Consider the following 16,380-nt stretch of genomic DNA (forward strand, 5'->3'; position numbering starts at 1 on the left):
TTGCAAATGCCGATCACTGGCTTGCGGAGATCTTCTTCGGTGTATCCCATAGACTTCGTGAAGGAACGATGGATAAATCCCCATAGATCTTTTTCCTGAAAATAAGCCTCGCTCTTCAACTTACCGCCTGATTCAGCCACACTCTCCTCGCTGTCTCTGCACTCCGCCATGACCCCATCTCCTTTTAACAACCTCGCTTATAGACCAAGCACTTAATCCCTCAGATAAAACCAAGAATCTCCGGTGTTAGACGATGTATTATGTCCTCGATAAATTTTCGCGGTATTTGTGGCAGCTTCGTTCCCTCCGCTAGATCATTGATATGGTACAGAGCATCTAGCATCTTCTGTGTCCCAAAGAACGGATAATCCGACCCAAACAATATTTTATCTTGAACCCCATATTCCATCGCAGACACCAGTGCATTGTAAAATTGCCAAGGTCTACTTCCTAAAGCAGAAACATCCATATACAGATTAGGATGCTTGCGCACCAATGAAATACATTCATCAATCCAGGGATGACCCATATGCGCTACAATCATCTTCAGCTTCGGAAAAGCACGGGCAATCGGGTCCAGCATCGCCGGCCTTGATGCATCCAGATAACCCTCCGGTACAAAAGAGGTTCCTTGATGCCATAGAATAGGTACATCTAGCTGTTCTGCTTTGGCATAGAGGGCATAATGCCTGGGATCATCAGGATAAAAGTTCTGATAGATAGGCGCAAGCTTCAACCCTTTTAATCCCATCTCACGAATCGCAGTCTCAAATTCAGCAACACAATCCAGATGATTGGGATCTACACTTGCAAAACCGAATAATCGATCCGGATCCGTGCGACAGTAATCTGCGACATAAGCATTCGGCACAACCAGTCCCGTTGCATGCGCTGCCATGGCCAATACGATAGCACCAGAGAATCCTTCCAAATTACTACGATGTTGCTCGGGGGTTGCTTCGATATTCATATCCGGTCCCCAAGCCCGTTTGATCGCCTCATCCGTAGGTCCTGAAACCATTCCCGGTCCAAACAAATGAGTATGACAATCGAAGATCATCCCTACTCCCTCCTATTCGCTAACCATCGTATTTGTAATGGCACCAAGCTTCTCAATCTGCACCGTGACCACATCACCAGCTTGCAAATAGACCTGATCCTCTGGAGGGTAACCCATCACTACGCCTTCTGGTGTTCCAGTCAAGATAATATCCCCCGGCGAAAGCGTCATACACTGGGATACATAGCTGACAATCTGCTTGCAATTAAAAATCATGTCAGAAGTGTTGGAGTTCTGACGCAGTTCACCATTCACCGTGCACTGAATATCGAGCTGATTGGGATCGCCTACTTCATCCGCAGTGACTAAGTAAGGCCCAATGGGTGAAAATTTATCGCAAGACTTTCCCGCTAGCCATTGACTCGTCCGCATCTGTAAATCCCGCGCCGACAAATCATTAGCCGTACAATACCCGAAGACATAATCCAGTGCATCTTCCTCCGTCACATATTTCGCGGTTCGTCCGATGACGATACCAAGCTCTGCCTCGTAGTCCACCTTCTGGCTGTTCCTCGGAAGCGGAACTTCTGAGCCATGTCCGGTTAGTGTATTGTTAAATTTATTGAACAGGATGGGAAATTCGGGAATGGCCATCCCAGTCTCTTCCGCATGCCGGCGATAATTAAGGCCAATACAGATGATTTTTCCAGGATCAGTAACACAGGGACCGAATGCTAACTCATCTTCCTGCTTCAGCCAGGATGGATTCACTTCTCCTTCAGGCAGCTCATTCACAAAAATCCTCAGTTGGTTAAGTGCATCCTCCCCACCATCAAGCAATTGCTTAACCGTTACTGGAACCTCCGTCCGAGTGGATAATGCAGTCTGTGCCGCCTCAATATCCACCACACCACGGTCGGTTAGAACGCCCATATGATCATCTTCTTTTTGCAAAAAGGTAACTAGCCTCATCTATAACACTCTCCTTCACTTTATGCATTTTTTCCGAAGACAAGGCCACCATCCACATATAGCGGCGAACCCATTACAAACCCGGACTCATCGGAAGCTAGAAATAGTGCAGCTCGTGCCACATCCTCAGGTTTGCCAAGCTCACCGCTAAGCTGTCTACGCTTAATGGCCGCAACCGAAGCCTCTGGATCCAGAGAAGTCTTCAAATAACCTTCTACAAACGGAGTCATAATCGTACCTGGTAGCAGCGCATTTACACGAATGCCGTAAGGTGCATAATCAACCTGCATTGCTTTAGTTAAAGATAGAACAGCTCCCTTAGAAGCACTGTAGGAAGCTCGCTCTGCGACTCCGATTTCGGCGATGCCAGAGGACATATTAATGATAGAACCCTTCTTGGTCTTCATCATATAAGGGAGGACAGCCTTGCAGGTTAAGAACACACCCGTCACATTAACCCGCATGACCCTCTCCCATACTTCCTCGGAAACCTCATGTACCGCACCCACGCCACTGATTCCTGCATTATTAAAGAGCACATCGATACGTCCAAAAGTATAAAAGACTTGATCAGCCATCACGGTAGTACTGCTAGCATCGGTTACATCACAGGGTATGAACATCGCATTTCCACCCGTCGCCTCTATTTCAGCGACAGCGGCTTTTCCTGAATCCTCTTGGACATCGGCAATGATTACTGTCGCTCCTTCTGAAGCGAATAAAGCAGCCGTGCTTTTTCCAATCCCCGAGCCTGCTCCGGTTATAATGACGATCTTATCTTTGAGTCGCATCGCTTCGCCTCCTCATCTTACTCCTTAGCCTGAAAGTTTCCGGGCAGCAAGCCGTTCACTCCGGGCTTAACCATAAACAAACCGCCAGCAAACGGATAATCACGTAACTCTTTCTCGTGCATCCCCATCCTTGCAGTTGTAATGTAGAGTTCCGTTAGATCACTGCCTCCAAAAGTACACGAGGTCACCAGTGGTGCTGGAACTCGAATGAGTCCAAGCTGCTCACCCGTCTCCGGGTTCCATCGTGATACACAGCCGCCGCCCCAGTGGGCGACCCAAAGCATGCCTTCACTATCTATTGTCATTCCGTCCGGATAGCCAGTTGTTGTAGGAATTCGGAACGCTACTCTTCGGTTACTTATCCTTCCAGACTTTTCCTCGTAATCAAATACATCCACCTGCCTAGTCGGCGTATCAATGTAATACATCTTGCTCCGGGAATAGTCCCAAGCCATTCCGTTCGAGCAGCCGATGCCGGATAACAATTGGTGTGTGAAACCATCAGGCTCCACGACGTAGAAACCTCCGGAATCCGGCGCATCATTGTTCAAGCTTATCGTTCCCACCCACAGTCGGCCTTGTCGATCGCATTTGGCATCATTTAATCGGTTGAGTGGTAGCTCTGCTTCTATCGAAGTCAATAAGACAGGAGAATTCTCAGCTTGAGAGAGATAGACCCCATCCTCCATAGCCAATAGAAGTCCTCCTGTTGTCGTAGGAATAACTGCACTGACCATTTGGTCGAAAGAGCGAACTACTTCACCACCAGTGATCGGGTCGTATATTCTAAGCTTCTTACCCGTTATATCGACCCAATACAACTGTTTGGATTCGGCATCCCAATGCGGCCCTTCACCAAGCTCAGCCTGAGCATCAATCATCAATTCTGCCTGAATTTCTGTAATTTCCAAAACGTTCACTCCTTCTTCTATTTACAGCTCACTACCATTAGCCAAATGTCCACCATCCACACGAATGGTTTCTCCCGTTACATAGGAGGCTTCATCAGAAGCCAGAAAAAGAAATACATTGGCCGCTTCCCTTATCGTTGCCGCCCGCTTCATCGGTGTATGCTCCGAATAAGCCGGGAGTTTAGAAGCTTCGCGCAGCTTGCGGTCGAGGGGTGTATCCACAAATCCCGGTGCTACTGCGTTTACCCGGATCCCATAAGCCGCCAGCTCCACTGCCATCGATTCGGTTAGCAGTATAACAGCAGCCTTAGAAGCATTGTAATGCGCGAGCTCCGAGCTTGCTGATAGACCATTTTTGGAACTCATATTTATAATGGCGCCTCCGCCACCCTGAGAAATCATTTGTCTCGCTGCAAGCTGACCTATTAAATAAACCGCCCTTACGTTGATATCAAATACTGCATCCCAATGCTCAACCGAGATGTCAAGAAAGTGTTCACGAAAGGCGATTCCGGCATTGTTCACTACAATATCTATCCCACCGAACCTTTCAAAGGCTTGGGCAACAGATTGTTCTAACTGTGAGACATCGCGAAGATCACATATCTCTACTGCAGCTTTTTCACCATAATCCTTCAAGGTTTCAAGTGCAATAAGAAGCTCACCCTCACTTCGGTCCAGCAACACCACCTGAGCGCCTTCTTCCAGAAATCGATGGGCGATTCCCAGTCCAATTCCTCTTGCTGCACCTGTGATTAGCGCTCTTTTGCCAGCCAGCCTCATGTATATCACTCCCTCGAATCTTGTTCAGAGCACCCCGTATTTATCGTAGACCTGCCGCAAGGTATATCCTTCGAGCAGTTCATCCCGTGTATGATTCTCGCGAGTCACCTTATCCATGGCTAATTGGAACACTTCATCGATGATGGCGCCCGGAATCACAACGATACCATCACGATCACCAAAGATTACATCTCCGGGATGGACCATTACGCCACCGCATAGCACCGGAATGTCATAGTCGATAACAATTCCACGCCCTTGAGAATCAACAGGTTTGGTCCCGGTAGCAAAGACAGGAAAACCAAGCTCCAGAATTTTAGCAGTATCACGGATTAGTCCATCTACAATGGCTCCGCGGCCACCTCTCATTTTGGAAGCCGTAGACAATAGCTCTCCCCACAGTCCGTTCTGCCGCGATTCATTCGTACACCCGATGACAATCTCACCGGGCTTAACGCTGTCCACCGCCTCAATCTCCTTCGTGTACGGATCTTCCGGCAAATGATGAATATCCACAGACAGAATGGTCTTTGCTCTTCCGGCAACGATCCAGGTAGGATCTATCGGGTTGATATTTTCCCGCATCACCTGATTACGATAGCCCAATTGATCCAACGTGTCAGAGATTACCGCAGAGTAGAGCTTTTCACACATGCTATCGAACAATTCCTGATCCTTCATAGGCGATTCCATCCTCCTCAAAGTTTTGTGCTTACAGCATCCTCATTTATTTAAACGCACCGGTTGGCCTGCATGAGCAGATTGATAAGCGGTAAGTGCAACCTCTGTGGATCGGAGCCCATCTATTCCCGAAATCGGTACCTCCACCCCTTTTAGAAGCGCCTGTACAAAAGCCTTCAGCATCAGTTCATTCATGTCATCTCCCCAGAAGGACCAGTTCCCTTTGCCAGATGCTCTTCCGTATACATTGTTTTTTTGGTTAAAAGCATCTATGGAGATGACACCTTTAGTTCCAATGATTTCCAGGGTCACATCCCCCCATGTGGGGAAGCCGGGATTGCGTGACCAGCTAGGATCCAGCACTCCGAACACACCATTTTCAAAAGTTACATGCACCATTCCAGCATCATCGATCGTCCGCTTGCGCTCTGAATCAAATAAGGTATCCGCATAGGCATACACCTGTTCTACAGAAGAACCGGAGAACCAGTTCATCAGATCCATCACATGCACAGTGTGATCTAGAACTGCACCGCCTCCCGATAGGGCTTCATTAGAGAACCATCTAGGTCCCGGAAAAGAACCTCTGTTAGTTCCTTTAAAAGCGATAATTTCACCAATATCGCCGCGATCTAGTGATTCCTTAGCCCGCACAACCGGAGTGAGGAAGCGGCAAGGAAAGGCTGTCATAAGCTGTACTCCCTCTTCAGAGCAGACCGAAATCATGCGTTGCATTTCTTCTACTGACAGACCTAGCGGCTTCTCGCACAGTACATGCTTGCCCGCTCGGGCTGAAGCGATGGTTAGCTCAGCATGATAGACATTTTCCGAGCAAATAATTACGGCATCTATATTCGCATCTTCCAGAAGTTCCTTGTAGTTAGCATAATAGGGAATTGAATGACGTTCTGCGAGCGCCTGTGTGCGCTCCGGCACCTCATCAGCAATTCCACTGACCGTCACTTCAGACATGTGCAGTAAACTTGCCAAATAGTCAAAAGCATGCGCATGCGCGAAACTGATCATGCCAATATTCAAACGGCTCATTAAATATCCCCCTTCACTTCAAGCTTCACCGGTTGATGGGTCATTGCCGATTGCTGAGCGGCTTCAGCCCAGCGTACAGCTTCCAGCGCATCCTGCGCAGTGACTATCGGCTCTTCCTCACTTGTTAGACAGCTTAGAAAATGCTCCAGTTCCAAATAATACGGATCCTTCAGCAGCACACTCGAAGGCGTCTCCACAAATCCCGATGTAGAGCCCGTCGTTATCGACTTGCGAATATGCAGACTTTCGCCATCCCCGGTCCCGCCTGAGATGATTCCTTCCACATGCGCATATTCAAAAGAGGAATGGAACGTCCCTGGATACCCCCAAAATGCTTCAAGCTGTGCAATGGTTCCATTCTTGAACCGGAAAGTGGCTGAAGCATAATTTATGTCTTCCGACTGGTGCTGGAACGCATATACTTCACGGGCTTCACCAAAAGCCCCACGAATGTAGTCAATGTCGTGAATCATTAAATCCATAATGACGCCACCGCTAAGAAATGGATCCCGAAACCACGCTTGCACGTTTCCGGGATGTGAACCCGCCCGTTTAGCATGGTATATTCCGCCTTGAACACTGCCAAGCTGCGTTATTCCCTCCGCAAGCTGTCTATAAGAAGGAAAGAAACGAACGACATGGCCCACAAACAAACGTACACCGCGCTCGTTGCAGTAACTAATTGCTTCTTCCGCTTCTTGCGAAGTGAGTGCGAGCGGCTTCTCACAGATCACATGCGCTCCATGGTCAGCCGCAATCCGTACCAGTTCTACATGCAAATAAGTCGGCACAGCAATACTGACCACCTCTGGCTTTACCTGCTCGAGCATTTCTTGTACAGATGTAAAATAGCTAACGCCCACTAAAGTTCCTAGCACCTCAGCGGCTTTTTCAACGATGTCACATACGGCGACAAGCTCAGCTTCGGGCATGGACTTGTAGCGATCCGCATGAACAGTCCCCATGCCACCGCATCCAATCACTGCTGTCCTAATCAATACACTACACTCCTTTCAGATTGTGCTTTCCTTTACAGACGAACATCAGCACCGCTTACCCGGCTTTCGTTGGCCGCTTCGATGAAGCGAATCAACTCTAGTGTTAGGGAAGTTCGTACCGGTGGAGAGTCCCCTCGCGCCATAGCTATAAATTTCTTTAGTAATTGCTGATGTCCTGCGTTGTAATTTGCTCCGAGCGCGTTAATTCCGTTGCTCCCCCGTTCACGGTGCAATACGATATAGAAATCAGAGCCGCCTGTACGATTTCCGCGGATCGTCCCGATTCGCCCGTCCTTCCACTGGCCGACTACCCATTCTTGCGCATCGTTACTGACGGCACGTACGCAATGGCAACCTTCTCCAAGAGCGGCATATAACATCTCAGCAGCGTGTATACCATACCAGAATAACCCCGGTTGTGTCGGCTGAAGATCGAGTGGTCCAGTGCAATCCGCACCTAGAATAGCACCTGCACTTTCATCCTCTAAGAGGGCTACCAGCGGTCCACCGAAACGTAGCATAGAGCTGGAGAAAAATGGCGTTCCATACCTCTCCGCCAATTCCACAATCACCTTCGCATCTTCAGAAGAAACCGCTAACGGCTTGTCAATGAATACTGGCTTTCCGTAAGGAGCCAGCACCGCAAATTGTTCCTTGTGCACTCTCCCATCTACAGAAGTCAATAGAATCGCATGGGATCTCTCCGCAACTTCTTCTATAGAATCGAGCAATTCAACCCCATAGCGCTCCTGCAATTCACGGCTAATCGGTCTCACACGTGAATAGCTTAGCTCGAAATCAAGAGAACCCCCCGGATAACCGCAGTGGAGCCTGCCACCCGGAATATATAGCGGATGAGATTCATCATTTAGCAGCGCCGCGAAAATCCTGCTATGTGAAGTGTCCATTCCTACCATACCGATCTGCAACTCTTCCATTTCAACAACACCTCTTATTCGGTTGACAGCCCCATGGAGTGATCCACTTATTTAAGAATTAAACGTTCTTCCCTGAAACGTTCAAGTAGTTCCATGTATTCTTTTCCTACTTGTTCGATGCTGTAAGTAGTTCTAGCTTTCTGTTCTCCCAATGACTTCAAACCTTCCCTCAGACTATTCTGCTCCAGCAGTGCGCTCAATCTGTCCACACACTCCTCTTCATTGCCTGATTCGTATAGGGAAACACTTAACGGACCATCCAATAATTCCGGCAACGCCCCTACACTCGGAACCACTACCGGACACCTGCAGGCCATCGCCTCCAGTACGGTCATCCCAAAAGATTCATTGGTCGTGGTACTAATATATAACCCACCATTCTGCGCAACCGATGAATAATAGCGATGCATCTCATCGTAATCCACTTTGGGAATCCACTTGAAATGCTTAATCCCCTGCTGTTCTACCTTTAACATCAGCTGTTTCTTGATCTCGTCGGGAGCAGTATATCCCCCAACAAGCATAAATTGCAGCTCTGGCATCTTGGCATTCAGCTTTCCAGCAATGTTCAAATAGGACGACCAGTTCTTGTGATCATCCAGTTTACCCACCCACAAAATAGTGGCAGGCTCCTGCTCAATACCCGCTTCATATCGGAACAAATCGGTATCCAGGCAATTATTAATATGATAAGCACCCGCTATGCCGATACCGTCCAAATAATCCTTCATGTAAGCGGAGGGAGTGATCACATAGTGAAAAGGCAAACTATCTTTCGTTGCGGCCAACTTCTGCAGGGGTTCGGAATAGGTGGTATGTACCTCATGAATAATAACCTTTCCCTCTTGTACAGGCCCAAGCGCTTCATACAGCTCGTAAGTATCAATAGTAATAATGACATCGAAATCATAGACTTCCATGTAGCTCTTAATCTCTTCAACCGTCCCCAGAATTCGGACATGCTCGTATCCATCAAAAGCACTTGCCCCGCCGTAATCTTCCAAAAAAGCAAAATGCACTTCCGAGTGGTGCCGCAAAAATTTAAGTCTATTTGCAAGTTGAGTGGTTACCCCACCTAGAATACAGAATTTATAAAAATATAAGATTCTCATCATTCCTCACCCTTCGCCAAGGATAGTGCAGACCTTACTTGTGCATCCGATACAATGCTGTAGTTCTTGCAAAAAATAGATCACCCTCACGGTCCATTGCCAGCAGCCGCGCATCGTCATCCAACACCTCAAGCTCCTCACTCCGCATATTAAACTTGAACAAGCGATTCATCGACACGCCGTACAACATGCCTTCCTTGTAGAGCAATTCATTACCACTGCGCCAAAAATGAGTCACTACATTCCAGTCCATGGGGAACAATGAGTAAGTCTTTATAGTTTGCTTCAGCTGTGGATCGAACCGAAATAACAGTCCCGCCGTCAAACCCCAAAGATGCCCTGCATCATCTAGAACCAAAGCAGAAATAGCCCTTTCCCCTTGCACCGGTACACCTTCCCATACTTTGCAGCGCTTCTCTAGATCCCAAATCATTAGAGAGGCATCCGCACGCTGAGGAGCAATCCCAAGTCCACCCCAGACGGACCCTCCAGCAAACAATAGCTGATCTCTACAGGTCAAGGACACCACACTCTGCAGCGGCAAAAGATTTCTAAATACCTCACGCGCACCGCTCGCAGGATTGTACAGTGTCAACGCTCCTCCATGCCGACCATAGGAAGGAACCGTTCCAATTGCCAGTTCTTCTCCTGCCCAAGCCCAAGCAAAAGGGCGGTCCTGCTCCTCTTCCTGTAAGGAAAATAGCAGCTCTGGATTCTCTCCCGGCTTCCAATCTTCATTCGGGTCATATTTGAAAATATTCGCTCGCGGATATACACCTAGATAAAGACAATCGCTCCCAGCAAGCATACCTTCCGTCTGACCAATGCCCCGATATGAAATGATCTCGTCGGCTGCCTTATCGAATCTGGCCAGCCCACCTGCGAAATACCCTCCGATATAGAGAGCATCATCAGGTCCATAGGTCATAGACTGCAAATGGACCGATTGACCTTGCAGGCCGAAGTCTTTGACCGTATACCGATCCGTCGCCGGATCGTAAATCCAGCAACTCCCGTCCCTGTATACACCCGTTAAACAGCGCTCTTTCCGATTTAGAGCATGGTTATTCAGCCAGCCATAATCACCTGCCGGCTCTGGCATAGCTAGTGAAGTAACGAACAGGCTTCCAGTCCGGACATCATAACGCTGCAAATAGTCATCTTTAATGAAATACACATTTCCCAGCTCATCCGGAGGCGAAACACTAAGTCCACTCACATGATCCACAGTGTCTCTCCACTCCTGCAGTTCCAGATCATAAATATACAACCGTGCAGACGGTGTAATCCGAGCAAAAAGCTTACCCTGAACGATGTTCAAGTCATAAACCAGTTGCTCGCCTTTACATTCATCCGGTAGCCTGATTTCCGAGCGTTCTCCCGTCTCCGTATCCAGTACAACAATATGCGGGGTTTGTGTACCAACTCCCACATAGAGCTTACCGTTCCACGCTTCCATAGAACGTGCATACTGTTCTCCAGCTACCATAACACCGTAATCCCTAAACACTACTGTCGCTGGGTCATACTGGAACACTTTCCCCCCAGGATAACATCCCCCATAGATCCTGCCTTGCGTATCTGCTGCCAACCGCCACGTATAGAATTCACCGGGAATCATCTCACCCAGGTTCTCCACACCATTCTCATGAGTGTACCTGTACAACATACCGCTTCCCCCGATATACACTCCGCTGGTTGTTAAGACTACACCCCAGCAATGATCCGAGCCTTCCAGCGCATACCGTTCCACCGCTTGTTCACCGCTCGGGTCTAGAACAAATAAGATACAAGGACTTCCGGAAGAAACAGCGTAGATCCGGTCTGCCCCTTGCCATGTTCCATAAGCTGAAGCCCAAACCGCCAGACCGTTCAGTGGTTCACCGATCCGCAGCGCCTTCATCTGCTCCCGCCTTCTTTCGTCAGCTGTTCCTTCACCTTCGTTTCACATCCAGAGACTGCTGCAGGATAAGCTAAGACCGCTCCCAACAGATCCACGGGGTCCTCTGCATAACGCCGAAATGCTTCTTCACAGCGTTCGACCGGGAATATTGCGCTAATCAACGGCTTCACCTGAATGTCCCCTTCAGAGATTAACCGAATATATTCAGCCATATTACGACCTTCCGTCCACCGCACGTAGCCGTAAGGATAGTCGATCCCCTTCCGCTCATAGATAGGATCATATCGTCCGGGACCTCCGGCTCTAGAAATCAGCACTTGGGCTTCCTTCCCGAACATCAGATCACGAGAGAAATCAGGCTTAACATCTCCAACCAACAGTACCTTGCCGCGATCCCGTACCCACTCTAGCGCTTGATCAATAAGGTCTCCTGTTTTACCACCGGCGCATACAATAACTGCATCTGCTCCCATGCCCTCCGTCAGGTTAGCAAGATGTTCCTTAACCTTCTCCGGGCCAGTAGCAATATGTCTAATTCCAAGGCGCTCAGCCATCTCACAGCGCTCTGCAAGCAAATCATACACGATCACCCGGCATCCTGCCGCCTTAGCAATCTGAGCAATCAACTGCCCAAGAATTCCGGCACCGATCAGCACAAGTGTCTCCCCAAACTGCGGTGCAACCTGCCTTACTGCATGTACTGCAATGGCTCCAAGCCCTACTGTTGATGCTTCCTCCGAACTAACATGGTCAGGAATGGGCACCATCAGATGCTGAGGCATTAGCAGCCATTCCGCATGCTTTGCATAAGGTCCGCCGTAACAAGCTACCCGAAGCCCCTCAGGCCAGTGTTCCATTCCTTTCCCACGTGTTCGGATTACACCCGCTGCACTGTATCCAAGTACAATTTGTTGCGTACGGTGCAGGCCATTCATCATCATTTCCGTTCCGGGGCTAATCGCCGAATATTCAGTCTGGACTAGTACAAATCCATCTTCAATGACTGGTGTCAGAACATCCGACATGCGAATCTGTCCTTCCTGAGATATTACCGCCTTCATATGTCTTCTCCTCCCGACTGCTTCAGAAACAATTCCGTCACATGCAGCATCTTCTCTATCGCTGTTACTCCTTCAACGCACCAATCATTACGCCTTTTACAAAATATTTCTGCAAAAATGGATAAATCATTAGAATGGGAACGGTAGCAATGATAATCGTAGCGAATTTAATAGATTCACTAATACGAAACACCTCATCTTGGGTAACGCCGGCCAGCATATTTTGCGCAGAGGATTGAATCAGGATTTCCCTCAATATCAATTGAAGCGGGAACAAATTCCGATCCTGTAAATAAATCATGGCCGAGAACCAACTGTTCCAGTGGCCTACCGCATAGAAGAGGGTCATCACCGCCAGAACCGGCATGGAGAGCGGAAGCACGATCCGCAGTAAAATTCTGAAATCGTGGGCGCCGTCTATCTTGGCAGACTCTATCAAACTATCAGGGATAGACTGAAAAAAGGTCCGCATCACTATCAAATTGAAGGCACTAACCGCTCCAGGCAACAGCAGCGCCCACCGCGTATCATACAAGCCAAGCTCACGGACATTCAGATACGCAGGAATTAGACCACCACTGAAAAACATCGTGAACACTATGAAAGCCATAATGACATTTCTCCCCTCCAGATTCTTTCTGGACAGAGGATAAGCACCAAGTGTAGTTAGTACCAGATTAATCAACGTACCGACAATGACATAAAAGAAAGTATTTCCGTAAGCCGTCCATACCCGCGTATCCTCAAATACCAGCTTGTAAGCATCCAGATTAAAGCCGATTGGAAAGAAGCTTACTTTCCCCGCAGCAATAGCATGAGCATCGCTGAATGAGGAGACCAGCACGTACCACATCGGGTACAGGAACAGGAAAGAACACAAGATTAGAAACAGCACATTGCAGCTGTCGAAAATGATTTCACCCATACTGCGTTTCACAACCATTGTCTACCCTCCTAAAAATCGTACAAAACTCGTATCGGAAGCTTATGCTCACCATAGACTGCTCTCAGTTGTTTTCCGGCTAATACGGTTGGCTAGAACGAGTAATGTGAAGTTAATTATGGAATTGAATAATCCTACTGCGGCAGAAAAACTGTAATTCGCCTCCATCACACCTCGTCTATAAACAAATGTTGAAATAACATCCGCAGTGACGTACGTTCCAGGATTGTAAAGCAATATAATTTTGTCCCAGCCCACATTCAGCAGGGTACCCACATTCAGAATCAAGAGAATTAGCACCGTAGGTAGAATCCCGGGCAGCGTTATATTCGTTAGCTGTTTCCATCGCCCTGCTCCATCTACAACGGCAGCCTCGTACAGGCTCGGATTGATGCCAGATAACGCTGCTAAGTAGATAATTGAGTTCCAGCCTAGGCTCTGCCACATGCCAGAACCCACATAGATCGTTCGAAACCATTCTGGCAGGATCAAGAACTGAATAGGCTCCGAGATCAGGCCGATGCCAAGCAACAGGCTGTTAATAATGCCTCCGGGCTTGGTGAAATCAATAATCATCCCGCAGATGACGATCAGCGAAATAAAATGCGGCAAATAAGACACGGTCTGCAGAAAGGATTTCAGCTTCTTGAGCCGCAGCTCATTGAGCAGCAGTGCAAAAGCAAGTGAAGCAGGAAAAATGAAGATGAGTGAGTAGAAACTCATTAAGAAGGTATTTTTAAGCAGTCTGAGAAAATAATAGCTTTCGAAAAACTTCTCGAAATTCTTGAAGCCCACCCAAGGACTATCCGTGATCCCCAAGTAGGGGTTGAAATTCTTAAAGGCAATGATCGCCCCATACATCGGCTTGTATTCAAAAATCAGAAAATACAAAACCGTAGGAAGGAGCATGAGATAAAGATAGCGATTGGAGGCTATCCGCTTCCAAGGAATCGGACTCCTCTTGACCGGAAGCTTCCTGCTTTCAACTTTAGCGACTTTTACAGGTACAGCCATATAGTTCTCCTCTCCCGGACACTGGCGTTAGTCATAGCTGTCATGTGGCGAGCGGTCACAAAGCACTCTCTGAACCGCTCGACCCACGACAACCTCCTCACAAGCTGAATCATTTCCCTTTAAATCGCTCGTATGCAACCTGATACTCTTTTAACACATCGTTAATTCCCATCTTCTCAAGTTGCTTCATTACTTTGTCATAGTCCTCAATCTTTTGGCGCCCCATGATCATGGCATTGATTGTTTCGGCTACATAGGTCTGAATATCGGCCATCAAAGGAACAACTACATCGTTTTCCTCTGTTGTGAATTGGACTGGAGGCAACTTGCTATCAAAATCGATATAGTCACTATATAACTCGAGCGGATTCTCCGTTTGCCCGTTAGCTTCTCGGATTTGTTCAGCATATCTGGTATCCGCTACCGTAGCCCAGCTTCCGCCCCCGATCGTATGGTTCAGCAGCTCTTGCGTATTCGTGAGGCCATTGGTCGGATGAGTTACTTCTTTCTTATAAATCGGTTCTCCGTTTACCAGATCATATGACTTGCCTTCAACCCCAAAGTTGTTCAGCAGAATGCCTTCTTCTGAGTATTGATAATCCAGCCATTTCATCACTTCATCAGGATGTTCCGTCCGCGAGGAAACCGCTAATCCGTGTGCTGCTGCCTGCCAGCGGAAGGAGACATGACGTTGATCACCGTTCGGTCCTTTAGGTGGAATGGCTGGTGCAATTTTGAAGGTTGGATGTTTGCCCTCCATTAGGGTAGTGAAGTTCCCCATGTAGGAGCCAGACCAACCAAACCATGCCCCTGCCACATCGGTAGTCACCTTCTCAGTCAGCGTCTGGAATGTAGTATCTACCAGATAGTTCGGGTCAAGCAATTGTTCATCGTAAAGACGATGCAGATAGGTTACGACATCCTTGAATTTAGGATCATTCGGGCCATATTTTACTTGGCCATTATCCACGAAGAATCCGTAATCGACGCCAAAGGCAGGCGCGAATAACATCATGATATTTTCCAAGTTGACTGTGACTAGTGGAATTTCATCCTTCTTGCCGTTTCCGTTGGCATCCTGCTCCCTAAAAGCCTTGAGCATGTTATACCAATCTTCGGTAGTTTCCGGCATAGACAGACCCAGCTTATCGATCCAGTCTTTCCGTACTTGCGGGAACATTTGAGTGAGATCCTGTGAATCAAGAACGAGATTAGGCAGATAAAAAATGTGGCCTTCAGGCGAAGTAATTTGTCCCCGGATATCCGGGTTGTCGTCGAGGATTTTCTTGAAGTTTGGCGCGTTTTTCTCAATTAAATCTTCCAGAGGAAGCAGCGCGCCTTGTGTACCATATTTTCCGGAATCCGTGCCCCATAGATCATTGTAGATAATGTCCGGCAGCTTACCAGATGACATCAATAGGCTAAAGGCTTCCGCACTGGCTTCCGTACTATGCTGAAAGTCAATATGAATGTTAGTGTTCTCTTCCATTTGCTGAAAGGATAATTTCTCATTAAAATTAGTTCCTCTGAAATTGCCGCCGCTGGGTGACCAAAGTGACAGTTCAAGCTTATCCGAAACAATCGGGAGCTGCAAACCACCTACTGTTTTACCTTCCTTAGCGGGAGCTTGCGTAGCCTTCTGAACTTCCGCAGTAGGATCTGCGGTATTGCCTGTCTTAGTATTCGAACCGCCGCAAGCAGATACGAGTGTAACTAATGACAACAGGACAGGCAGCAGCAGAACTAATTTCCTTTTAGCAACATTCATAATTCAACCCCCTATTAATAACTAAAAAATAAGATAATCATTATGATATATTCACTAACATCAATCAGAAGGAATCAACGATACATTAATAAATTTTTAAATGAGTCATCACTCTGAAAATTACCTTTTATAGGGGATATCCTCCTTTCAACTGCCTTTTTTCTACTTTAATTAGACGAAAACATCTGTTCTGACTTCTTTTTGATTTACATTTCAGAGTATCAGATCTCTTATTTCGCTAATCTGATATATATCTGATGTATTTTATTATATTTTCCAGCCTACATGATGTCAATATAATAATAAGAAATATCTCTAATAAGTGTGATCTTATATAACATGTACCTGTCGCAAAATGTTGAAATCCCTCAAATTTAATAGAAAACGCTTACAAAAAAACCTGCATTTAGACGCTTCAAATAAGCCGACTCTGATCTTATATAGATAAGATATAGCGC

General features: G+C 47.4%; 15 protein-coding genes. All 15 read right to left on the reverse strand.

Annotation, left to right across the window (positions count from 1 at the left end; genetic code table 11):
- Positions 1–220: 220 nt before the first annotated feature.
- The gene (locus NYE25_RS30840; RefSeq protein WP_341147815.1) at positions 221–1,060 is read right to left on the reverse strand and encodes an amidohydrolase family protein; all 840 of its coding nucleotides are present in this window, start codon (positions 1,058–1,060) and stop codon (positions 221–223) included.
- Between the two features lie 12 nt (positions 1,061–1,072).
- Entirely contained in the window at positions 1,073–1,972 is a 900-nt protein-coding gene (locus tag NYE25_RS30845; protein ID WP_341147816.1) for a fumarylacetoacetate hydrolase family protein, read from the reverse strand.
- Positions 1,973–1,992: 20 nt separating this feature from the next.
- Positions 1,993–2,763: an SDR family NAD(P)-dependent oxidoreductase gene (locus NYE25_RS30850; RefSeq protein WP_341147817.1), complete on the reverse strand. Its 771-nt coding sequence runs from the start codon at positions 2,761–2,763 to the stop codon at positions 1,993–1,995.
- 17 nt (positions 2,764–2,780) lie between these two features.
- Positions 2,781–3,674: an SMP-30/gluconolactonase/LRE family protein gene (locus NYE25_RS30855; protein WP_341147818.1), complete on the reverse strand. Its 894-nt coding sequence runs from the start codon at positions 3,672–3,674 to the stop codon at positions 2,781–2,783.
- A 21-nt stretch (positions 3,675–3,695) separates the two neighbouring features.
- Positions 3,696–4,457 (reverse strand): SDR family NAD(P)-dependent oxidoreductase, encoded by a 762-nt coding sequence (locus tag NYE25_RS30860; RefSeq protein WP_076283236.1) that lies wholly within the window; start codon positions 4,455–4,457, stop codon positions 3,696–3,698.
- 24 nt (positions 4,458–4,481) lie between these two features.
- Complete coding sequence (locus tag NYE25_RS30865; RefSeq protein WP_052404229.1) at positions 4,482–5,138, reverse strand: RraA family protein; 657 nt, start codon at positions 5,136–5,138, stop codon at positions 4,482–4,484.
- Positions 5,139–5,180: 42 nt separating this feature from the next.
- On the reverse strand, positions 5,181–6,185 hold the full coding sequence (locus tag NYE25_RS30870) for a Gfo/Idh/MocA family protein (RefSeq protein WP_341147819.1): 1,005 nt from the start codon (positions 6,183–6,185) through the stop codon (positions 5,181–5,183).
- Positions 6,185–7,183, reverse strand: coding sequence for a Gfo/Idh/MocA family protein (locus tag NYE25_RS30875; protein WP_341147820.1), 999 nt, complete (start codon positions 7,181–7,183; stop codon positions 6,185–6,187). Before NYE25_RS30875 ends, NYE25_RS30870 begins: the two co-directional genes overlap by 1 nt.
- Positions 7,184–7,215: 32 nt before the next feature.
- Positions 7,216–8,121, reverse strand: coding sequence for a Gfo/Idh/MocA family protein (locus NYE25_RS30880; RefSeq protein ID WP_341147821.1), 906 nt, complete (start codon positions 8,119–8,121; stop codon positions 7,216–7,218).
- 47 nt (positions 8,122–8,168) lie between these two features.
- Positions 8,169–9,236, reverse strand: coding sequence for a glycosyltransferase family 4 protein (locus NYE25_RS30885; RefSeq protein ID WP_341147822.1), 1,068 nt, complete (start codon positions 9,234–9,236; stop codon positions 8,169–8,171).
- Between the two features lie 31 nt (positions 9,237–9,267).
- Positions 9,268–11,136 carry a WD40 repeat domain-containing protein gene (locus tag NYE25_RS30890; RefSeq protein WP_341147823.1) on the reverse strand — a complete coding sequence of 623 codons (1,869 nt, stop codon included), beginning with the start codon at positions 11,134–11,136 and terminating at the stop codon, positions 9,268–9,270.
- Complete coding sequence (locus tag NYE25_RS30895; protein ID WP_341147824.1) at positions 11,133–12,197, reverse strand: zinc-dependent alcohol dehydrogenase; 1,065 nt, start codon at positions 12,195–12,197, stop codon at positions 11,133–11,135. Before NYE25_RS30895 ends, NYE25_RS30890 begins: the two co-directional genes overlap by 4 nt.
- Before the next feature lie 64 nt (positions 12,198–12,261).
- Positions 12,262–13,140, reverse strand: coding sequence for a carbohydrate ABC transporter permease (locus tag NYE25_RS30900; protein WP_042126182.1), 879 nt, complete (start codon positions 13,138–13,140; stop codon positions 12,262–12,264).
- 48 nt (positions 13,141–13,188) lie between these two features.
- On the reverse strand, positions 13,189–14,154 hold the full coding sequence (locus NYE25_RS30905; protein WP_081951079.1) for an ABC transporter permease: 966 nt from the start codon (positions 14,152–14,154) through the stop codon (positions 13,189–13,191).
- Positions 14,155–14,263: 109 nt separating this feature from the next.
- Positions 14,264–15,922 carry an extracellular solute-binding protein gene (locus NYE25_RS30910; RefSeq protein WP_341147825.1) on the reverse strand — a complete coding sequence of 553 codons (1,659 nt, stop codon included), beginning with the start codon at positions 15,920–15,922 and terminating at the stop codon, positions 14,264–14,266.
- Positions 15,923–16,380 lie beyond the last annotated feature (458 nt).

The sequence above is a fragment of the Paenibacillus sp. FSL E2-8871 genome (assembly GCF_038000345.1).
Classification (GTDB): Bacteria; Bacillota; Bacilli; order Paenibacillales; family Paenibacillaceae; genus Paenibacillus_AQ.